General features: G+C 35.4%; 19 protein-coding genes. 15 read left to right on the forward strand and 4 right to left on the reverse strand.

Features of this window, described 5'->3' with window-relative positions; genetic code table 11:
* Positions 1–11 precede the first annotated feature (11 nt).
* Positions 12–1,196, reverse strand: a complete 1,185-nt coding sequence (locus tag FNE73_RS13255) for an MFS transporter (protein ID WP_228430098.1) — start codon at positions 1,194–1,196, stop codon at positions 12–14.
* Between the two features lie 177 nt (positions 1,197–1,373).
* On the opposite strand from FNE73_RS13255, the gene FNE73_RS16925 reads away from it, so the two are divergent.
* The 10 genes from FNE73_RS16925 (at position 1,374) to FNE73_RS13300 (ending at position 12,756) form a co-directional block, all read left to right on the forward strand.
* Positions 1,374–2,150, forward strand: coding sequence for a TonB-dependent receptor plug domain-containing protein (locus tag FNE73_RS16925; RefSeq protein ID WP_228430101.1), 777 nt, complete (start codon positions 1,374–1,376; stop codon positions 2,148–2,150).
* 9 nt (positions 2,151–2,159) lie between these two features.
* Entirely contained in the window at positions 2,160–4,274 is a 2,115-nt protein-coding gene (locus FNE73_RS13260; RefSeq protein ID WP_228430104.1) for a SusC/RagA family TonB-linked outer membrane protein, read from the forward strand.
* A 10-nt stretch (positions 4,275–4,284) separates the two neighbouring features.
* Positions 4,285–5,799, forward strand: coding sequence for a RagB/SusD family nutrient uptake outer membrane protein (locus tag FNE73_RS13265; protein ID WP_143885059.1), 1,515 nt, complete (start codon positions 4,285–4,287; stop codon positions 5,797–5,799).
* A gap of 17 nt (positions 5,800–5,816) precedes the next feature.
* Entirely contained in the window at positions 5,817–6,665 is an 849-nt protein-coding gene (locus tag FNE73_RS13270) for a hypothetical protein (protein ID WP_143885060.1), read from the forward strand.
* Positions 6,666–6,690: 25 nt separating this feature from the next.
* On the forward strand, positions 6,691–8,154 hold the full coding sequence (locus FNE73_RS13275; RefSeq protein WP_143885061.1) for a glycoside hydrolase family 30 protein: 1,464 nt from the start codon (positions 6,691–6,693) through the stop codon (positions 8,152–8,154).
* A gap of 136 nt (positions 8,155–8,290) precedes the next feature.
* The gene (gene bglX / locus FNE73_RS13280; RefSeq protein WP_143885062.1) at positions 8,291–10,513 is read left to right on the forward strand and encodes a beta-glucosidase BglX; all 2,223 of its coding nucleotides are present in this window, start codon (positions 8,291–8,293) and stop codon (positions 10,511–10,513) included.
* Positions 10,514–11,141: 628 nt separating this feature from the next.
* The gene (locus tag FNE73_RS13285) at positions 11,142–11,546 is read left to right on the forward strand and encodes a hypothetical protein (RefSeq protein ID WP_143885063.1); all 405 of its coding nucleotides are present in this window, start codon (positions 11,142–11,144) and stop codon (positions 11,544–11,546) included.
* 133 nt (positions 11,547–11,679) lie between these two features.
* On the forward strand, positions 11,680–12,177 hold the full coding sequence (locus FNE73_RS13290) for a GNAT family N-acetyltransferase (protein ID WP_143885064.1): 498 nt from the start codon (positions 11,680–11,682) through the stop codon (positions 12,175–12,177).
* A 96-nt stretch (positions 12,178–12,273) separates the two neighbouring features.
* Positions 12,274–12,465 (forward strand): hypothetical protein, encoded by a 192-nt coding sequence (locus FNE73_RS13295; protein WP_143885065.1) that lies wholly within the window; start codon positions 12,274–12,276, stop codon positions 12,463–12,465.
* Positions 12,466–12,573: 108 nt separating this feature from the next.
* A complete protein-coding gene (locus FNE73_RS13300; protein WP_143885066.1) occupies positions 12,574–12,756 on the forward strand; it encodes a hypothetical protein in 183 nt (60 codons plus the stop codon).
* 34 nt (positions 12,757–12,790) lie between these two features.
* On the opposite strand, the gene FNE73_RS13305 is transcribed toward FNE73_RS13300, so the two are convergent.
* Positions 12,791–13,105 carry a DUF4286 family protein gene (locus tag FNE73_RS13305; protein ID WP_143885067.1) on the reverse strand — a complete coding sequence of 105 codons (315 nt, stop codon included), beginning with the start codon at positions 13,103–13,105 and terminating at the stop codon, positions 12,791–12,793.
* Positions 13,106–13,253: 148 nt separating this feature from the next.
* Here FNE73_RS13305 and gyrA point away from each other — a divergent pair, with 148 nt between their 5' ends.
* Together gyrA and FNE73_RS13315 are read left to right on the forward strand one after the other, a co-directional pair.
* Positions 13,254–15,836 (forward strand): DNA gyrase subunit A, encoded by a 2,583-nt coding sequence (gyrA, locus tag FNE73_RS13310; RefSeq protein WP_143885068.1) that lies wholly within the window; start codon positions 13,254–13,256, stop codon positions 15,834–15,836.
* 26 nt (positions 15,837–15,862) lie between these two features.
* Entirely contained in the window at positions 15,863–16,897 is a 1,035-nt protein-coding gene (locus tag FNE73_RS13315; protein ID WP_143885069.1) for a tetratricopeptide repeat protein, read from the forward strand.
* Between the two features lie 70 nt (positions 16,898–16,967).
* On the opposite strand, the gene FNE73_RS13320 is transcribed toward FNE73_RS13315, so the two are convergent.
* A complete protein-coding gene (locus FNE73_RS13320) occupies positions 16,968–17,621 on the reverse strand; it encodes an NAD(P)H-binding protein (RefSeq protein WP_143885070.1) in 654 nt (217 codons plus the stop codon).
* A gap of 187 nt (positions 17,622–17,808) precedes the next feature.
* Between FNE73_RS13320 and FNE73_RS13325 the strand changes: the two genes are divergently transcribed.
* Positions 17,809–18,168, forward strand: coding sequence for an MmcQ/YjbR family DNA-binding protein (locus FNE73_RS13325; RefSeq protein WP_143885071.1), 360 nt, complete (start codon positions 17,809–17,811; stop codon positions 18,166–18,168).
* Here the strand turns inward: FNE73_RS13325 and FNE73_RS13330 are convergent.
* Positions 18,158–19,078, reverse strand: a complete 921-nt coding sequence (locus FNE73_RS13330; RefSeq protein WP_143885072.1) for a bifunctional riboflavin kinase/FAD synthetase — start codon at positions 19,076–19,078, stop codon at positions 18,158–18,160. The genes FNE73_RS13325 and FNE73_RS13330 overlap by 11 nt on opposite strands.
* Positions 19,079–19,283: 205 nt before the next feature.
* On the opposite strand from FNE73_RS13330, the gene atpD reads away from it, so the two are divergent.
* Both atpD and FNE73_RS13340 read left to right on the forward strand, forming a co-directional pair.
* Positions 19,284–20,792, forward strand: coding sequence for a F0F1 ATP synthase subunit beta (gene atpD / locus FNE73_RS13335; RefSeq protein WP_089743899.1), 1,509 nt, complete (start codon positions 19,284–19,286; stop codon positions 20,790–20,792).
* Positions 20,793–20,881: 89 nt separating this feature from the next.
* Complete coding sequence (locus FNE73_RS13340) at positions 20,882–21,163, forward strand: FoF1 ATP synthase subunit delta/epsilon (protein WP_089743901.1); 282 nt, start codon at positions 20,882–20,884, stop codon at positions 21,161–21,163.
* The last annotated feature ends 31 nt before the right edge of the window (positions 21,164–21,194 follow it).

Here is a 21,194-nt window from a genome sequence, read left to right on the forward strand (position 1 = left end):
AAAATTATTTTTTAAATTTTTGTCCTGAGAAGCTTAAAATAGAAAAAAGAAAGCAATAAAATAATTGTAACGGCTGATAATACATATATTGAATAGTAATTAAGAAGCTGATTTTCAAATAATATTGAGATTATCATTGAACTTACAGAACTTCCCAAAGAAGAGAATATTACAATGAGTGAGGTGAAAGTATTAATTTTATCTTTATCAATGGTGGCAATCATTTTTGCATTAATTACAGGATAAAGAGGTGCAAGAAACAGTCCTATGAATGGGAACACATATACTAAAAATGCTGAATTATCGGGAAAGAAAAAAAGCAATACAGAGATGAGAATCAAAACAAAAATGATCAGTAGAACACAGGTAATAAAATAACGGTGTAAAGGAAAACGCTGAATAATTTTTGAAGTTAAAACCCGACCTATATAGGAAAACACTGCTAAAAAAGACGTTGCCTGAAGCGCAAAGAATGAATTGACTTTAAAATGATCTTTATAAAATGCAGGCAGCCAAGAGTTGAAACTCTGTTCCGTAAAAACAATAAAAAATATAACGGCTAAAAAAAATACAACGGGAAGATTTCCGAAGCCTGAAAGATCGGGAAGGAGAGTGGCTTTTATCTTTGAAGGCTCACTTATTTTGATCACCGAAAACAGATAGACTGTAACAAATGATATAAGAGAGATAAACAAAAAACCAAACTTCCAGAACTCACCAAATTTACTTGAAATCAGCAGTCCAAATCCCATATTTACAACAAAAATTCCCACCATATAAGCTGCTTCTACACTATTCATGGTTTTTGCGAGTGATCTTTCTTCTATCATATTGTTGCGGATAATTCCGTACACACAGATTTTTCCGAGGGCAAAACAGGTTCCGATAATGGCAAACCATAATTTATAAAACCAAAATACCTCAACGAAAGGCAAGATAAGTGAGCATACACCTACCAAAAGAAGTGAAAATATCAAAGATTTTTTAGTTCCGAAACGACTGATAAAACCCACAGCAAAAAGTGAAATAATTGCAATAGGAATATCTTTAAAAGATTCTAAAAATCCCAGCTTATTATAATTGATTTTTTCGTCCGAAAGTTGAAGAATAATAATGCCCATACAGTTGAGCACCATTGAAAAAATAAGAAAAGTAAGCTTAAGGGGAAGCGAAATATTGAGCTGCTTGGTAATCATTTTAGAGAAATATTTTAACTTTTTAACGACAGTTTTTAACATTTTTTTGCCTTTCAGACCTGCCTTCAGTTCCCAAAAATACTGGAAAAATTAAAATAATTATTAAATAAATGTTAATAATTAAAAAAAATATATATTTTTATTGTCTCAATTTGAGAATTAAAAAACTAACTGTATATGAATGTAAAAATATCAAGAAGTTTGGGCATGGTTGCAGTACTCTATTTTACTGCAAATTTTAATGCTCAGAACACGCCGAATGACACGCTTTCTAACGAACAAAAGATTGAGGAAGTCGTGATGATTGGTTATGGTACTCAAAAAAAATCTAACGTGACCGGAGCAATTGCAAGTATCAAAGAAGAAGATATTGCAAAAATTCCGGCAGGAAAACCGGAACAGGTTTTACAGGGTAGAGCTGCTGGTGTAAATGTGGTCACAAACTCCGGACAGCCGGGAGCCTCTGCAACGATTAGGGTAAGAGGTATTACCAGTTATTCATCAAATAATGATCCTCTTTGGGTGGTAGACGGTATTGTAGTTGATGGTATCGGATGGCTTACACAAAGCGATATAGAAAGTATTGAAGTGTTGAAAGATGGTGCCTCATCTGCAATTTACGGAGTTTCTGCAGCAAGAGGGGTAATTTTGGTTACTACTAAAAAAGGCAAGAAAGGGAGATTAAACTTAAATTATAACGGCTTTTTTGGGGTGAGCAACGCTGCAAGAAAAATTGATTTGCTAAATGCTACTCAATATGCTACAATTATTAATGAAGGTTTTGTAAATGATGGCGGAACTGCGAGATTTCAGAATCCTTCTGCTTTTGGTGCAGGAACAGATTGGCAGGATGCTATTTTCAGTTCAGCAGACAGACAAAACCACGAAGTAAGCGTACAGGGTGGTAATGAGAAATCTACTTTCTACGGCTCTTTTGGATACTATGATCAGTAGGGAATTGTAATGCGGGATATTTCTTATTATAAAAGACTTACCGCAAGAATAAACTCAACTCATAAAGTTACAGACTGGTTGACATTGGGGCAGACATTTGCTTATACCAATCAGAAAAATCAGGGAATTAATGCTAACGGAGAATTTGGCGGACCTTTAAGTTCGGCGGTAAACTTAGATCCTATAACTCCATTGGTTGAAACTGATCCTAATGTAATAAGCACACCTGCTTATTCTAACCCTTACATTATACGAAATGAAAACGGAAATCCATACGGTATATCACCTTATGTAAACCAGGAAATGTCAAACCCGCTTGCTTTCAAGTATACACAACTCGGAAACCGCAACTGGTCTGATGATTTCATTGGAAATGTTTTTGCAGAAGTAAAATTCTTAAATAATTTTACCCTCAGATCTTCATTAAATGGTAAAAAAGCATATTGGGGAAGTCAAAATTTCACACCTTTATTTTATCTGAATCCAAATAATACCAATACAGGAAACAACAGCCTCAGCAGAACCACCCAAACAAAATTTGAATGGAGCATGGAAAATACGCTTACATTTCAGAAAAAATTTGGGGATCACAACGTGAATATAATGGCAGGAACAGGATATTATGATTATAATATAGGATACGGGCAAACTGTAACTTATACTAATCTTCCTGTTTCAAGTTATGAGCTGGCTTCATTCAATTTTTACACCCCATCAGATAACCGTGCAGTAAATGCATGGGATAATGTGGAATGGAACAAAGCATCCTACTTTGGTAGAGCCATATATGACTACAAAAATAAATATTTATTTACAGGAACGTTAAGATATGATGGCTCCTCAATATTTGGTGCAAATAAACACTGGGGAATATTCCCATCATTCTCTTTAGGATGGAATATTGATAAAGAAAATTTCTGGCCAGAAAATAATGTTTTAAATACATTCAAATTAAGAGGAGGATACGGGACTTTAGGAAATGATGGTATGCCTACTTTTCAATTTGCCAGCTTTTATGTAGCGGGAGCAAATTATACAGATGGAAATGGGACTGTGATGCCGGGTTATTTACCTAGCGGACTTGCTAATGAAAATCTAAAATGGGAAACAACAACCCAAACCAATGTCGCTGCAGATATGAAACTTTTCAATGCATTTACTTTAACTGTAGATGTATATAAGAAAACGACTTATGATATTCTTCGCGCAGTACAAATACCTGGCTATGTAGGAGTTACCGGTTTAGCGTTTCAGAATGCCGGTGATATGGAGAACAGAGGTATTGAGTTGGAATTGGGGTATAAAAAAACCTGGAATGACTTTTCATTGTCTGTAAATGGTAATGTAGCCTACAACGAAAACAAGGTTCTTTCATTGGTAAGAGGACAGGCGTATGAAGACAGAGCGGGCTTTCAGTCTATGGGTCCTATACAAAGAATTGTACCGGGACAGGCCTATAACAGCTTCTATGGATTCCAGACTTTGGGAGTATTCCAAAATCAGGCACAGATTGATTCTTATGTAAACGCAAACGGACAGATGTATCAATCTAATGCAAAACCAGGAGATTTTATCTGGGCAGATGCTAATGGTGACGGAGTTATTAATGATTCGGATAAAGTAAACTTAGGAAGCTCAATTCCTAAATACAACTTTGGAGCAACGGTCAATGTAAACTACAAAAACTGGGATTTAAGTGTTTTCGGTCAGGGTGCTGCAGGTCATAAAGTTTTCCAGGGATTAAGAAGATTGGATATACTTGATGCAAACTACCAGACAAGAATTTTAGATAGATGGACTGGTGAAGGCTCAACCAACGAAAATCCAAGAATTACAAGAAACGATCCAAACAAAAACTACTCAAGACTTTCAAACTGGTATTTACAAAAGGGTGACTATTTCAGAATTAAACTTGTAACTCTGGGATATACGCTTCCGGAAAATATTTCTCAAAATATTGGCGCAAGTAAAGTTCGCTTTTATGTAACAGGTGAAAACTTATTCACATTTACAAAATATACAGGCTACGATCCTGAAATCGCTGCGGGAGATTCTTACGGTATCGACAGAGCATTTTATCCTCAAGCCAGAACTTTTATGTTTGGCGCTAACATAACATTTTAATTAAATCATTATGAAAAATAAATTTTTAAAAATAAGTTTAGCTTCGTTATTCATTTTAACCGTTCCTACCGTTGTAACGTCTTGTAATGATTCTAATCTGGAAGAGAAAGACAATAAAGGGGCTTTCGCAAACTTCTTCAGAAATGAGCAGGAATGTTTCTTTGCATTAGTCGGTACTTACGATGTCCTCAGAAAAAATGCGGGAGGTTTTGAAAATATGGTAACTTTCTTTAATGCAGCTTCAGACGATTTTTATGCCGGTGGTGGTAGTGCTACCGATGGAGCGGGCATTCAGGGAGTTTCCAATTGGCAAATTAATCAGACCACTATGCCTGCAAGCTATTGGAGAGATTACTGGCAGGGCGTTGCGCGTGCCAATGAATTGATTGCAAGAGCTCCTGAAGCTCAAATGAACGATAATACCCGAAACAGATTTATTGCTGAAGCCAAAACATTGCGCGCAATCTACTACTTTGATTTGTTAAGAATGTTTAAAAATATTCCGCTGATACTTAAAACGTATACGGTGAATGACGATTTTTATAATGTTCCGCAAGTTGCACCTGCCGAAATTTATGCCCAGATCGAAAAAGATCTCAACGAAGCAATTCCTAATCTTCCGATGATGGTAAACGGGGAGCAGAGAGGACGTCTTACACAAGGGGCAGCCAGAGCTATGTTAGGGAAAGTTTTGCTTTATCAGAACAAAAAAGCAGAAGCTGCGGCACAACTGGCACAAGTAAACGGAACTCCTGGAAGCACAAGTCAATATGGTTACCGTCTTGTTTCTGACTATAACAGTTTATGGGTTACTGATAACAAATTTACTACAGAAGCTATCTTTGAAATTACCCATACCAATAAAGCCAACTCAGACTGGAGTTTTTGGGGACAGGGTCAGGATGAAGGAAACTCAATCTGTATTATGACTGCACCGAGATCTTATGTAAGAAAAACACAGGATGCTCCGGATGTTGTTGGAGGGTGGGCTTTCAATGCTGTAACGACAGATTTAGCAAACTTTATGCAGAATGATCCAAGATTTAATGCAACAATCCTGAATATGGGATTACTAAAGCAACAAAATAAAGCAGATTATTCTCCGGCATATATGGATACAGGATACTTCTTCAATAAATTTATGCCTACTCAGGACGAAAAAACAACGCTTCCTGGTGCTTCAGAATTAAACTACCGCCAAAATTACATTCTGATCAGATTGGCAGACACGTATCTAATGGAGGCTGAAGCACTAAACGGAACCGGAGCAAGAGCTCAGGCTCTTTTAGATGCGGTAAGAGCAAGAGTAGGATTGTCTTCAGTACCGGTTTCAATGCAGGCTGTAAAAGATGAAAGAAGAAGAGAACTTGCTGGTGAAGGTCACAGATTTTTTGATTTGGTCAGATGGGGTGAAGCTGCAACAAAATTAGCTTCAAAAGGATTTGTTGCTAATAAAAATGAAATTATGCCAATTCCTCTTACTGAACTTACCGGAACTATTTTAAAACAAAATCCTGGATATTAATCTTATAAACTAAAAACATGATAGCTAAATATTTTAATAAAAGCCTGATGCTTCTTTCAACGGCAGCCGTTTTGTCTAGCTGTGTACCAGAATCTGTGGAAGGAAACGGAATTAATCAAGATCCTGTTGATGCATCTTTTACAGTTTCAAAAACAGCTGAAAACAGATATACTTTAAAAAGAAATCATAATAATTATCTTAATTCTCAGTGGAACATTGATGACGATGGTTTCAACAATGGTAAAGGTGAAGAAAAAATCTTCCTTCCTGATGCAGGTACTTATGTCATTCAGCATCAGGCTGTAGGAATAGGAGGAATGATGGCAGGAAAATCGGACCAGACCGTTGTTGTGCCTACTTCGGATCCTGTATCTGGTAACATGATTCAGGGCGGAAGATTTGATACTCCGGACGAAATTTCAAAATGGTCTATTCACAAAATTAGTGCTTCCGGAGCGCAATGGGTATTTGCTAACGGAAAAGCTACAATTGTAGCATCAGGAAGCAATCAGCAGGCAATTTATCAGGCTGTCAATGTTGAAGCAGGGAAATCATATTCTATTGATATGGTAGCGTCTTCTGATACTCCATTGGTAAATACCTGGTTTGAGGTATATGTTGTAAACAGTATTCCCGCTTCGGGACAAGACATTAGCGGATCAGTCCTAAGAAACATCAATACATGGGATGGTTGCGGTACAGGGAAATTTAAAGGAAAAGTATCCTCTGTTGGCTGCAATAGCAGCAAAAACGGCGGTGTTTTTACCGCTACTGCTACCGGAACGGTATATCTTGTTATCAAATGCGGCGGACAAACGGTAAACAGTCTAAGCATTGACAAGGTGGAGTTCCGAAGAATGCAATAATTTTTTTAATCCATAAAGATTTAAAATGAAATTACAAAATTCATATAGTTTCTTTAGAGGTGCTGCACTTTGCGGTGTAGCACTTCTTTCTTTTTTTAATTGCAGTAATACAACAGCAGATTTATCAGGTAATGAAAATCCGGTAAACGGAGGAGGCGGAAACACATCCGGCGATCCCGTTCAGATCTGGCTTACAAAAGGCGATCAGTCTGTAAAGTTACAGCAGCAGAATACCGCTTATTTTAGTTCGTCACCAAATAATTACGGAAACATTGATATAGATCCTGCACAGGTTTTCCAGACCATTGATGGCTTTGGATATACTCTAACCGGAGGAAGTGTTGAAGTGATCAATCAGCTAAGCGCATCAAAAAAACAGGAACTACTAAATGACCTTTTCAGCAGCAATGGTATCGGAGTAAGTTATTTAAGAATAAGTATCGGCGCATCAGATCTAAACAGTGAAGTTTTTTCTTATGATGATATGCCTGCAGGACAGACTGATGTTTCTTTGTCAAATTTCAGTCTTACTAAAGATCAGGCACTAGTTCAAATGCTGAAAGATATTTTATTGATTAATCCTAACATAAAAATTCTGGCAACACCATGGTCATCTCCTGTATGGATGAAGGACAACGGAAGCAGCATAGGTGGAAGCCTAAAACCTGAATATTACAATGTCTATGCACAGTACTTTGTAAAATATATTCAGGCTATGAAATCTCAGGGAATCAATATTGATGCGATCACCCCTCAAAACGAGCCGCTGCATCCGGGTAATAATCCAAGCATGTATATGAGTGCTACAGATCAGACAAATTTTATCAAAACTCATTTGGGACCAGCATTTCAGACAGCAAATATTAATACTAAAATTATTACTTACGATCACAATTGTGATAACCCGGCTTATCCTTTAGCTATTCTGAATGATTCTGTGGCTTACCCTTTTGTTGATGGCTCTGCATTTCATTTATATGCAGGTGATATTTCTGCATTAAGTGCCGTTCATAATTTATTTCCAAATAAAAATGTTTACTTTACAGAACAATGGACGAGTTCAGCTGGGAATTTTGGCGGAGATCTGGATTGGCACATCAAAAATGTGATCATTGGTTCGATGAGAAACTGGAGTAGAAATGCACTGGAATGGAATGTTGCCAATAATGCTTCTTTTGGTCCGCATACACAGGGCGGATGCACACAATGTAAAGGTGCAGTTACTATTAATAGTGCAAATAGTTATGAAAAAAACGTAGCATATTACATTATTGCGCATGCTTCCAAATTTGTTCCGGCAAACTCTGTAAGAATTGCTTCTACTCAACTGGATAATCTTGCGACCGCAGCATTCAAAACACCTGCCGGAAAAACGGTTCTTATTGTACAAAACAGCAGTTCTTCTGAAAGAAACTTCAATATTAAAATGAATCAAAAGACCGCTCCTGTAACGATTGCAGGAAATGCCACGGCAACATATGTCTTTTAAAAAGAATTAATCACAAACAATTTATTGATTGTAACTTTGTTAGCTTTAAAAAAACAATGATGAAGTTTGTAAAAATCTTTGTTTATTTTGTGTTTTAAATTAAAGTTAGCAAGTCACAATCAAAATTCAATCAGAAATGAAAAGACTTTATTTCATATTAGCATTTACAGTATTTGGAGTTAATGCATTCGGGCAAAAAACAATTGATCAGAAGGTTTCTGAACTTTTATCAAAAATGACGTTAGAGGAAAAAGTGGGGCAGCTTGTTCAGTATTCAGGGTTTGAATATGCTACAGGTCCTCAAAATTCCAACTCAGCAAATGTTTTAAGTGAAATAAAACAGGGAAAAGTAGGTTCTATGCTGAATGTTGCAGGAGCGCAGGAAACCAGAAAATTTCAGGAATTAGCTTTAAAATCAAGACTTAAAATTCCTTTGCTGTTCGGACAGGATGTGATTCATGGTTACAGAACAACTTTTCCGGTGAACTTGGGTCAGGCAGCAAGTTGGGATTTAAAATTAATTGAAAAATCCGAAAGAATTGCAGCAACCGAAGCTTCCGCTTACGGAATTCACTGGACTTTTGCCCCGATGGTCGACATTGCAAGAGATCCGAGATGGGGAAGAGTAATGGAAGGATCAGGTGAAGATACTTATCTGGGAACACAGATTGGTTTGGCAAGAATCAAAGGTTTTCAGGGAAAAGGTTTGGGAAATCTGGATGCGATCATGGCTTGCGCAAAGCATTTTGCAGCGTACGGAGCGGCAGTTGGCGGAAGAGATTACAATTCTGTTGATATGAGTTTAAGACAACTGCATGAAACGTATTTGCCGCCTTTCAAAGCAGCTGCAGAAGCGGGTGTTGCCACTTTTATGAATTCTTTTAATGACATCAACGGAATTCCGGCAACAGCCAATCAATATATTTTGAGAGATTTATTAAAAGGTAAATGGAACTACAATGGTTTTGTGGTTTCAGACTGGGGAAGTATCGGCGAAATGGTTCCTCATGGTTATGCAAAAGACAATAAAGAAGCTGCTGAAAAAGCAATCATTGCGGGAAGCGATATGGATATGGAAAGCCGTGCTTATATGGCTGAACTTCCTAATTTGGTTAAAGAAGGGAAAGTTGATCCAAAGCTGATTGATGATGCAGCAAGAAGAATTTTGGTTAAAAAATTTGAAATGGGATTGTTTGATGATCCTTACAGATTTAGTGACGAAAAAAGACAGAAAGAACAATTAAATAATCTTGAAAACAGAAGATTCGGGAGAGAATTTGGTTCAAAAAGTATTGTTTTACTTAAAAATGAAAAGAATATTTTGCCTCTTTCAAAATCGGTAAAAACGGTTGCTTTAATTGGTCCTTTTGGAAAAGAAACTTCTGCCAATCACGGATTCTGGTCAGTTGCATTTAAAGATGATAACCAGAGAATTGTAACACAGTTTGACGGAATTAAAAATCAATTAGACAAAAACTCAACTTTACTGTACGCGAAAGGTGCAAATGTAGATGATCAGGACAGATCGATGTTTGCAGAGGCAGTAGAAACGGCTAAAAAAGCAGATGTAGTGATTATGACTATAGGAGAGGGTCATGCAATGAGCGGGGAAGCAAAGAGTAGAAGCAATATTCATTTTTCTGGAGTTCAGGAAGATCTTCTGAAAGAAATTGCCAAAACAGGAAAGCCGATTGTTTTAATGATCAATGCAGGAAGACCTTTGGTTTTTGACTGGGCAGCAGACAATATTCCAACAATTATTTACACTTGGTGGTTAGGAACAGAAGCCGGAAATTCTATTGCAGACGTACTTTTCGGAACGGTAAATCCGGGTGGAAAATTACCAATGACTTTTCCCAGAACTGAAGGACAGATTCCTGTTTATTACAATCATTATAATACAGGAAGACCGGCAAAAAACAATACAGACAGAAACTATGTTTCAGCTTATATTGATTTGGATAATGATCCAAAATTTCCATTTGGCTATGGTTTAAGTTATACTAAGTTTAAATATTCTGATATGAATTTAAGTTCAGCAAGTCTTAAAGGAAATCAGACCTTAAACATCAATGTAAATGTTACCAACAGTGGAAATTACGATGGGGAAGAAGTGGTACAGTTATACATCAGAGATCTTGTCGGAAAAGTGGTAAGACCTGTGAAGGAATTGAAAGGCTTCCAAAAAGTATTCATTAAAAAAGGAGAAACAAAAAGGATCAGTTTTACTTTAACACCTGAAAATCTTAAATTTTATGATGATCAGCTGAATTACGATTGGGAAGGCGGAGAATTTGACATTATGATCGGAACGGATTCTCAGAATGTTCAGACCAAAAGAATTAATTGGGAAAAGTGATATTTATACTTAAATCATATAGATACATTAAATTAACATCTTATTATTATTTTTAGTCGGTGAAGCAGTGTTGTTTCACCGATTTTTATTAATCCAAGTCAGAAAATATTATATCTCATCACTATATAAAAACAGACGTAATTAATACCTTTATTAAACTAAAATAACCTGAGTTATGAATAAGGTTTTCTAATTGAAATGTTAAACAAAGAGATTCAATATCAGAAATTCAGTTTAAGATACAAAAAGGCACTTCGACTACACTCAGTATAAACTTTAACCTAAAGTAATGCCATTTTTGTCTTTTTTCAATAAACGAAGTGGCTGTTAGCTTAAAAACCATCAAGAAATAAAAAATCTTCTGTTTTCGTTGCGATACATTAATATAATGCGATAAATCAATTATTTAAATTTATTTTTTATCCCGAACTAAGGTTAAAATATGAAAATCAAATAAGAAAAGAGTATTTCAATATTAAATTTTTAATTTTTTTTCATATATAAACACCTCATTTACAACATTTTAATTTTTAATGTTAACTGAATGTTAACTGAATATGAAATTAATATGAATATTTTTATATATCTTTGATATAAGAAAGTTTAACTAATCAAAAATCAAAGACTTATGAAAAATAAAATTCAAATACTATTAGGAACATTCATCATATTCGGATTTGCATCTATAATCAATACAGCAAATGCCCAGACAAAAGAAAGCAATACCATTGAGGAGGTATTAATCAATAAAAATGATGCTTTCGCTGAGATTAAGAAATTACTTATCCAAAACTTTGATTTTACAAATTCCGACTACAAAGAAGGAATTGTAAATTCTGAAGTGAAATTTGACATTGCGGAAAATGGTAAGATCATCAATGTACGCTCAAAGGGAGATTGTAAAAACGTAAGTAAAGAGATTGAAAATGTTTTATCCCATCTTCAGTATAAGATTGATTCTAACAAACTGAATGCAAATATGCTGGCTTCATCATTCGTAATGCCTGTAAGACTGGATATCTCCAACAGATAATTTATGTAAAATAACTGTATATGAAACTGCTTGAAAAAGCAGTTTTTTTGTTGCCTTTTATTATCTAAATTTGGCGGTGAAACTGTAAAGTTTCAGACACAGCAAATTATGTATTAAAGTAAAAGCATTAGTAATGAACTATGAAATAAGAGAAATGCTTCCGCAGGATGAAAGGAGAGTATTGGAAATTTTCCAGCAGGGAATTGACAGCAGAATCGCTACATTCGATACCGAATTACCAAGCGCTGAAGAATGGAATACAAGCTTTTTCAGCGAATGCAGATGGGTTTTGGAAAATGACAGCAATCTTATTATAGGATGGTGTGCGCTAAAGCCAGTAAGCAAAAGAGCATGTTTTAAAGGTGTTGCAGAGGTAAGTATTTATTTCGATCAGCAATATTTAGGCAAAGGTTTAGGGACTTTACTTTTGAAAAAACTGATTACAGACAGCGAACATCATGGGTTTTGGACTTTACAGTCTAATATTTTTCCGGAAAATGAGGTTTCAATAAAATTTCATCAGAAAAATGGTTTTCGAATGGTGGGAACGAGAAAAAAAGTAGGTATGCTACATGGTGTATGGAAAGACCTCGTTATGCTTGAAAAACGCAGCGAAAGTGTGGGATTATGAATAAAGCAGTTAATCTTATAACATCTCTGACTCACATTGAAACATCATTTGGCATCATGATTGTACCAATCCAAATCAGTTTTTAAAATGACAGATATGAAACGATTAATGAAACTGATGGGAGTTACAGTTATTTTCGCTATGCTGACTTCCTGTATCGTACACAGCCATCCTGTTAGAAGGGGAGCAGCTCCTCCGGGACAGGTAAAGAAAGTATACATGCAAAAAAAAGGTCATGGCCATGGACATTACAAACACAAACCGCATCACAACAAACATAGAAGATAAAAAATAAGCATCCGACAGGGATGCTTTTTACATTTTAAGAGAAAAAACTAAGAAGAAAAACTTTTGGCACTTAGCTTGATTCATTACTACCAATCAAACAGAAGAAATATGAAAAATTTACTCAAGTTTTTGGTTGTTTTTAGCATCACATTTGCTTTGGCAGCGTGTCATCCACCTCCAAGACCTCCAAAACCACCTCACCCAAGACACGGAAGTCTGGAAAACAAAAAAGATACTTCGAAAGACAATCTTCAGAAAAAATTTTATTATTCAAAAGATTATTTTGTTTAAAAGTAAACCCCTTTTGTAAAGGGGTTTTATTATTCTAAATTCTTTTTTTAATAGGATTCAGAGAAGTATTAAAAATCATAATCTGATCCCCAAATTTGATTTCAATTCTTTCTGTTATATTCAATAATTCGCTTTTGGTAAACTCTTCCCTTTTTTCGTCATCTGAAAAAATCAGCAGCAGATTATAGTTTTTACCTTCTTCTATATAGTCGCTATCTACTTCAGAAAGAATATACTGATCTACATCCATCAGATTTTCAGTCATTAGAATCAAAGTTTCATCTACATATTTTTCCCACTCTGTTATATTGCTTTTCATACAATGAAAAGTTAGGCTCAGTACACTCATAATTTAATATTTTTTAAGATATTTTGATATAATTCTCAGGCAAAAATCGTCAAAAATTTTGTAACTTAGCCCGTTATTAAAATTTGAAAATAAATTGTTTTCAGGCGTATTTTTAATAGTCTGATTATCATTGTAATAAAACTTATATATGCAAAAAGAAGGAGAAAGATTAATTCCTATCAACATTGTTGATGAAATGAAATCATCTTACATTGATTATTCAATGTCGGTTATTGTTTCGAGAGCATTACCAGATGTGAGAGATGGTCTTAAACCCGTACATAGAAGAGTACTTTACGGTATGTATGGTTTGGGAGTTTTTTCAAACAGAAAATATTTGAAATCAGCCAGAATCGTTGGTGATGTTTTGGGTAAATATCACCCGCACGGAGATTCTTCCGTTTATGATGCGATGGTAAGAATGGCACAGCCGTGGAGTTTGCGTTATCCTCAGGTTGACGGGCAGGGTAACTTCGGTTCTATGGATGGTGACCCACCTGCAGCAATGCGTTATACAGAAGCAAGACTTAAAAAAATATCTGACGAAATTTTAGCAGATTTAGATAAAGAAACGGTAGATTTTCAAAATAACTTTGATGACAGTTTACAGGAGCCTACCGTAATGCCTACAAAAATCCCTAATCTCCTGGTTAATGGTACTTCCGGTATCGCAGTAGGTATGGCAACGAATATGGCGCCTCACAACTTATCAGAATCTATAGATGCAATCACCGCATATATAGACAATAGAGAGATTACAATTGATGAACTGATGCAGCATATTGTTGCTCCGGATTTTCCTACAGGAGGTATCATCTACGGTTATGATGGTGTAAGAGATGCTTTCCACACCGGGAGAGGCAGAGTAGTCCTTAGAGCAAAAGTAAGCTTTGAAGAAGTACACAACAGAAATGCAATTATTGTAACCGAAATACCTTATCAGATAAACAAGGCTGAAATGATTGCGAGAACAGCTGAGCTGGTAAAAGATGAAAAAATCCCGGGAATCTTTGAAATAAGAGATGAATCTGACAGAAACGGGATGCGTATTGTTTATGAATTGAAAAATGATGCAATTCCTAATGTTGTTTTAAACTTATTATATAAATATACTTCACTTCAAACTTCTTTCAGTGTTAACAACATTGCATTGGTAAACGGAAGACCGGAGCAGTTGAATTTAAAAGACATTATCCATCACTTTGTTGAGCACAGACACGTGATCATCGTAAGAAGAACCGAGTACGAGCTTAAAAAAGCAAAAGAAAGAGCGCACATTCTTGAAGGTTTCATGAAAGTGATCGGTACTCAGGATTCTTTGGATAAAGCAATTTCAATTATCCGTCACAGTGCCACTCCACAGGCAGCAAAAGAAGGAATTATTCAGGAATTTGATCTGTCTGAAATTCAGGCTCAGGCAATTCTTGATCTTCGTTTGGCTCGTCTTACAGGAATGGAGCTTGATAAGATCCGTGACGAATACGAATCAATTATGAAAGAAATTAATAATTTAGAAGATATCTTGGCAAACGAACCGAGGAGATTCCAGATTATTAAGGATGAATTAATTGAAATTAAAGAAAAATACGGCGACGAAAGAAGAACTGAAATTGATTACTCAGGTGGAGAAATGTCAATTGAAGATATTATTCCGAACGAAGCGGTAGTTCTTACGATTTCACACGCCGGTTATGTAAAGAGAACATTACTTTCAGAATATAAAATCCAAAGCAGAGGAGGAGTCGGGAATAAAGCAGCAACTACGAGAGATTCAGATTTCTTAGAATACATTGTTTCTGCGACCAACCACCAATATATGCTGTTTTTCACCGAAAAAGGTAAATGCTATTGGCTGAGAGTATTTGAAATTCCTGAGGGTTCTAAAACTGCAAAAGGAAGAGCCGTACAAAACCTGATCAACATTGAACCCGATGATAAAATAAAAGCATACATCAGAACCAATGATCTGAAAGATGTAGATTATATCAATCAGATGAGTGTTGTAATGATCACTAAAAACGGAACTATTAAAAAAACTTCACTTGAAGCTTATTCCAGACCGAGAGTAAATGGTATTAATGCTATTGAAATCAGAGAAAACGACCAATTGCTGAGTGCTTATCTTACCAACGGAGAATCTCAGATTATGATTGCTACCAAAAACGGAAAATGTATCAGATTCCCGGAAGAAAAAGTAAGAGAGGTAGGAAGAGGGTCTATCGGAGTGCGTGGTATTTCTATGGAGGAAGATGATGAAGTAATTGGAATGATTGTTGTAAATGATGTAGAGCGCGAGACGGTACTTGTGGTATCTGAAAAAGGTTACGGAAAACGTACCGCTGTAGAAGATTACAGAATTACCAACAGAGGCGGAAAAGGGGTTATTACTCTGAATATTACCGAGAAAACAGGTAATTTGATTGCTATTCAGAACGTGACGGACGACGATGGATTGATGATCATCAATAAATCCGGTGTTGCTATCAGAATGAATATGGATGAGATGAGAGTAATGGGCAGAAATACTCAGGGAGTAAGAATGATCAACCTTAAAAAGAATGATGAGATTGCAGCCATTGCAAAAGTAGAAATGGATAAAGATGTTGCAGAAGAGGAATTGGAAAATGAAGTGGCACAAGAGAATGTTGTTCCTAACCAAGATGAATCTCAATCAGAGAAAAATTTAGAAAATAATAATTCAGAAAATGACGTAGAGTCTGACTCTGAATAATCATTAATATAGTTAAAAATTCACCTATGAAAAAGTTAATTTTAAGTGTAGCAATAACGCTGTCGTCTTTAGCTTTTGCTCAAAAACAAGATGCAAAAGATATCAACGCACAAGTACAGGAATCAAGCAAAGTAGCTTTTGATGCTTACAATGCAAAAGATTACACTGTTGCAGCTCCAAAGTTTATAGAACTGTATAATTTGTTGAAGGCTAATGGTAATGATGATAAGATTTATATGTATTATGCAGGAATCAGTCACGCTTTGGCAAATAATGTAGATGAAGCTATCAAAATTTATACAGATTTGGTAAACTCAGGCTTTACTGGTGTACAGACACAATACACAGCAAAAGAAGCAAAAACCGGACAAGTTGTTTCTCTGAACAAAGATATTTGGGAAACTTTGAAGAAAACCGGTTCAAAAGATTATACAGAATATAAAACTGAGCAGACTAAAAGCGTAGAGCCGGATATGTATGAAACATTATCTACTTTACTTTTAAATGCTAAGAAAAATGATGAAGCTTTAGCAGTGATAGAAAAAGGTTTGGCAAAGTATCCAAATAACGCTAAATTAAAAGAATATCAGGGAACTGCACTCTATGCATCAGGTAAAACTGATCAATTTATGACAAATCTTAAAGAGCAGATAGCAAAAAATCCTAATGATGCAACCAACTGGTATAATCTAGGAGTAATGCAGTCAAAAAATGAAGCAACTCAGGCTGACGCAATTACTTCTTTCACAAAGGCTTTAGAGCTAAAACCTACAATGGCAGAAGCCCATCAGAATTTAGTGTATACTGTAATTGGTGATGATGCAAAAGCCGTTGATGCAATCAATGCCGTTAGAAAAACAGATTCTGACAAAGCTACAGAACTCATCGAGGCAAGAAAAGAAAGATTTGCTAAAGCTCTTCCATATGCAGAAAAATGGTATCAGGCACAGCCAAACAGTCTTGATGCAGTTACTGTTCTGAAAGAAATTTACGCAATCATGAAAAACCAGCCTAAAGTGGCAGAGATGAGAGCTAAAGAAGCTCAATTACAGGCTAAGTAATTCAATTTAAATTCACCTATAAAGAAGCTTAACGGAAAAATCTGTTAAGCTTTTTTTATTTAGGAAGTATTTAATGATTTTTTTCTGCGAAACAAAAGATATTACCAAGTTTAATACTGGAATATCCGTTGCTCTTGATTTTAGAAGCATTAATCATGGCTTTTGCCAAAACTGCAGTAGGCAATGGCTTTTGACTTTCAAATAATCCCAGCTTATTTGCAAACTTAATAATTCTGCTTCCTAAAACCTCTCCGGTTCTTTCAGAATCTTTTCTTTCCAGCATTCCCGGTTTGAAGATGGTGATTTTGTTGAAATGTAAATTTCTTACCGCTTGCTCCAGTTCTCCTTTCATTCTTGAATAAAATATTTTTGATTTCGGATCAGCACCGTAAGAAGAAACTAATATATAATCTTCCACATTATTTTCTTTGGCAGCTTTGGCAAACTCATATTGGTAATCAACATCAACTTTCCTCTGTGCTTCCTTGCTTCCGGCATCTTTTAAAGTGGTTCCCAAACATGAAAAAGCTACGTCGCCATCAACAAGATTCTTCCACTCTTCAGGCTTTTCAAAATCAATGACATGAGTTTTCAGCTTGTCGTTATAAATATTAAGAGGTTTTCTTACAAAAACATTTACTTCATTAAAATCATTATCCAACAAAAGTTGCTGTACCAAATCTTTCCCCGTAGCACCTGTAGCGCCTATTACCAAAGCTTTCATATATAGATTTTTTATTTAATTATATTAGTCTCTTAATTTATAAATTTTTATATTTACATTAATTGATTAATACAATTATAGTTTATTGTGGCATTTTCATTCTTAAAATTAATAAATTTGAAGCAAATATTATAAATTACATCATAATTATTATCCTACTAATTATTAACTTAACTTAATATACGAAATGGATGCCAACGACATTTTAGACTATTGTCTTTCCAAAAAAGGAGTTACGGAAAGCTTTCCTTTTGACGAAGAAACTCTTGTGATGAAAGTAGGTACAAAAATGTTTTTGCTGATGCCCTTAGAAAAGCAGCCTCTAAATATCAATGTAAAAACAGATCCTGAATGGAGTCTGGAACTTCGGGAAAGATATCCTCAGATTACAGGCGCGTATCATATGAATAAAACACATTGGAATTCTGTTTCCGTTGTCGGGCTTAAGAAAGATTTGATTTTAAAGATGATTGATCACTCGTATGATTTGGTTTTCAAATCATTGACGAAGAAAATAAGAGAAGAAATCAGCCAGCTTAAAAGTTAAACTCTTTCGTCAACCTTTTATCATCATCCAATCTTTCAACCAATTTTTCTATGCCTTCGAATTTAATTTCGTCATGAAGAAAATCCCTAAACTTCACCGTTATATTTTCGTCGTAAATATCTTCTTCAAAATCAAGAATATACACTTCAACAGTTAATTTTTCTCCATTCACAGTAGGATTTGTTCCGATGCTTAACATCCCTTTGTAAGACTGATTTTTGACAAAAACTTCTACAATGTAAGCTCCTTTCTTGGGAAGTAGTTTGATATTTTCGGTTTCGATATTGGCTGTTGGATAACCAATCGTTCTTCCTATTTTTTTGCCATGAACTACAGTTCCTGAAAGTGAATAATGGTAACCTAGCATTGCATTTGCTTTTATAATATCACCTTCCAGTAATGCTTTTCTGATTTTAGTCGAGCTGATGTTATTTTCGTGAATATTGATAGCTTCCATTTGCTCAACCTCAAAATCCAGCTCTTTTGAAAGTTTTTTGAGCAATTCAAAATTTCCGCTTTTATTTTTGCCGAAAGAATGATCGTAGCCTATAATTAAATATTTTACATTTAACCGGTCAATCAAAATCTGTCTTACAAATTCTTCTCCTGTTAAATTTCGAAATTCTTCATCAAATTCTTTAAGAAACAGACTCCCGATACCATATTTTTCCATCAGTAAAGTCTTTTCCTCTAAAGTATTAAGAAGCTTCAGATCCTCATTAGGATTAAAAACAAACCTTGGATGCGGCCAGAAAGTAAGAACGGCTGTTTCGAGATTGTTTTCAGAACCTGCTTTTTTCAATTCATCCATAATGTATTTGTGACCAAGATGAACGCCGTCAAACATTCCTAAAGATAAGGCTAATGGTTTTTTGGAAAAATAATCGCTGAAATTTCTGAAAACTTTCAATAGTAAAATTTTGACTGCAAATATAAGTATAATGTAACAATGTATTGATATAACAATGTACCAATGTTTTTATCCGCAAAAATGATTGATAAACCGGTAAACTGCTACATTGGCAAATTATTGAAAAAGCATGACAAAAATCTTTTTTTTAGCAATTGTGAGTTTCCCAAGATTGATTATATTTGCACCAAGAAAAAATTTAGCAATGGCAAACCAAATTAAAGGAAAGATTTCTCAAATTATTGGTCCTGTAATCGACGTAGTATTTTCGAATGTGGAAGCAATTCCCAGCATTTATGATGCTTTGGAGATTACAAAAGGAAACGGTGAAAAAGTAGTATTAGAAGTAGAACAGCATATTGGTGAAGACACAGTAAGATGTATTGCAATGGATGCAACAGATGGTCTTACAAGAGGTCAGGAAGTAATTGGTTATGGTAAACCTATTACGATGCCTATTGGTGAAGCTGTAAACGGAAGACTTTTCAACGTTGTTGGTGATGCTATCGACGGAATTCAGGAGATTTCTAAAGAAGGAGGTTTACCAATCCACAGAGAAGCTCCAAAATTTGATCAGCTTTCAACTTCTGCAGAAGTTTTATTTACAGGTATCAAAGTAATCGACTTGGTTGAGCCTTACGCAAAAGGAGGTAAAATTGGTTTGTTCGGTGGTGCAGGTGTAGGTAAAACAGTATTGATTCAGGAGTTGATTAACAATATTGCAAAAGGACACGGTGGTCTTTCTGTTTTTGCCGGAGTAGGTGAAAGAACGAGAGAAGGAAATGACCTTTTGAGAGAGATGCTTGAATCTGGAATCATTAAATATGGTGACGATTTTATGCACTCAATGGAAAACGGAGGCTGGGATCTTTCTAAAGTAGATTTAGAAGCAATGAAAGATTCTAAAGCTGCATTCGTTTTCGGACAGATGAATGAGCCACCTGGAGCAAGAGCAAGAGTAGCACTTTCTGGTCTTACTTTAGCTGAATACTATAGAGATGGTGGCGAGACAGGACAAGGTAGAGACGTATTGTTCTTCGTAGATAATATTTTCCGTTTTACACAAGCTGGTTCTGAGGTGTCTGCACTTTTAGGTCGTATGCCATCTGCGGTGGGTTACCAGCCAACATTGGCATCTGAAATGGGTGCGATGCAGGAAAGAATTACTTCAACTAAAAACGGTTCAATTACATCAGTACAGGCGGTTTATGTACCTGCGGATGACTTAACTGACCCGGCTCCTGCAACTACGTTTGCTCACTTGGATGCTACAACAGTATTAGACAGAAAAATTGCTTCATTAGGTATTTATCCTGCGGTTGATCCTTTGGCTTCTACGTCAAGAATCTTAGCTCCGGAAGTTATCGGTGAGGAACATTATAATTGTGCTCAGAGAGTAAAAGAAATTCTTCAGAGATATAAAGCATTACAGGATATTATCGCAATTCTTGGTATGGAAGAACTTTCAGAAGAAGACAAACTGGTTGTTTACCGTGCAAGAAAAGTACAGAGATTCTTATCTCAGCCTTTCCACGTAGCAGAACAGTTTACAGGTATTCCTGGATCTTTGGTAGATATTAAAGACACCATCAAAGGATTCAACATGATTATGGATGGTGAACTAGATCACCTGCCTGAAGCTGCTTTCAACTTGAAAGGAACCATCGAAGAAGCGATCGAAGCCGGACAAAAAATGTTAGCGGATAACGCTTAATAAATTAGACATAAAGATTTAAGATACTAGACATGAGACTTTAATGTTGTCTGAAATCTGAAATCTGAAATCTTCAAATCTAAATTAAAATGAACATAAAAATATTAACACCAGAATATGTAGTTTTTGAAGGAGAGGTAAACTCTGTTTTGCTTCCGGGAAAAAACGGTGAGTTTCATATTATGAAAAATCACGCAGGAATCGTATCTTCTTTGGTTGGTGGCAAAGTAAAACTTTATACAAATAGTATAGACAATACTTATGCTAAACATTTCACTAAAGAAAATGAGAAAGATTCTGTTTTTTCTTATCCTATCAAAAGCGGTGTGATAGAATTTAATCATGATAAAGGAATTATCCTTTGCGAATAATTAAATATAAAGCTAAATATATTTTCAGGAA

This window comes from Chryseobacterium binzhouense (assembly GCF_007474545.1).
GTDB classification, from domain to species: Bacteria; Bacteroidota; Bacteroidia; order Flavobacteriales; family Weeksellaceae; genus Chryseobacterium; species Chryseobacterium binzhouense.

Excerpts from the sequence above, each read along its gene's own strand:
- FNE73_RS13255 (WP_228430098.1), bottom strand. The coding sequence starts at position 1,196 with ATGATTACCAAGCAGCTCAATATTTCGCTTCCCCTTAAGCTTACTTTT.
- bglX (WP_143885062.1), top strand. The coding sequence starts at position 8,291 with ATGAAAAGACTTTATTTCATATTAGCATTTACAGTATTTGGAGTTAAT.
- FNE73_RS13300 (WP_143885066.1), top strand. The coding sequence starts at position 12,574 with ATGAAAAATTTACTCAAGTTTTTGGTTGTTTTTAGCATCACATTTGCT.
- FNE73_RS13290 (WP_143885064.1), top strand. The coding sequence starts at position 11,680 with ATGAACTATGAAATAAGAGAAATGCTTCCGCAGGATGAAAGGAGAGTA.
- FNE73_RS13265 (WP_143885059.1), top strand. The coding sequence starts at position 4,285 with ATGAAAAATAAATTTTTAAAAATAAGTTTAGCTTCGTTATTCATTTTA.
- FNE73_RS13320 (WP_143885070.1), bottom strand. The coding sequence starts at position 17,621 with ATGAAAGCTTTGGTAATAGGCGCTACAGGTGCTACGGGGAAAGATTTG.
- FNE73_RS13315 (WP_143885069.1), top strand. The coding sequence starts at position 15,863 with ATGAAAAAGTTAATTTTAAGTGTAGCAATAACGCTGTCGTCTTTAGCT.
- FNE73_RS13325 (WP_143885071.1), top strand. The coding sequence starts at position 17,809 with ATGGATGCCAACGACATTTTAGACTATTGTCTTTCCAAAAAAGGAGTT.
- gyrA (WP_143885068.1), top strand. The coding sequence starts at position 13,254 with ATGCAAAAAGAAGGAGAAAGATTAATTCCTATCAACATTGTTGATGAA.
- FNE73_RS13295 (WP_143885065.1), top strand. The coding sequence starts at position 12,274 with ATGAAACGATTAATGAAACTGATGGGAGTTACAGTTATTTTCGCTATG.
- FNE73_RS16925 (WP_228430101.1), top strand. The coding sequence starts at position 1,374 with ATGAATGTAAAAATATCAAGAAGTTTGGGCATGGTTGCAGTACTCTAT.
- FNE73_RS13275 (WP_143885061.1), top strand. The coding sequence starts at position 6,691 with ATGAAATTACAAAATTCATATAGTTTCTTTAGAGGTGCTGCACTTTGC.
- FNE73_RS13305 (WP_143885067.1), bottom strand. The coding sequence starts at position 13,105 with ATGAGTGTACTGAGCCTAACTTTTCATTGTATGAAAAGCAATATAACA.
- FNE73_RS13270 (WP_143885060.1), top strand. The coding sequence starts at position 5,817 with ATGATAGCTAAATATTTTAATAAAAGCCTGATGCTTCTTTCAACGGCA.
- atpD (WP_089743899.1), top strand. The coding sequence starts at position 19,284 with ATGGCAAACCAAATTAAAGGAAAGATTTCTCAAATTATTGGTCCTGTA.
- FNE73_RS13285 (WP_143885063.1), top strand. The coding sequence starts at position 11,142 with ATGAAAAATAAAATTCAAATACTATTAGGAACATTCATCATATTCGGA.
- FNE73_RS13260 (WP_228430104.1), top strand. The coding sequence starts at position 2,160 with ATGCGGGATATTTCTTATTATAAAAGACTTACCGCAAGAATAAACTCA.
- FNE73_RS13340 (WP_089743901.1), top strand. The coding sequence starts at position 20,882 with ATGAACATAAAAATATTAACACCAGAATATGTAGTTTTTGAAGGAGAG.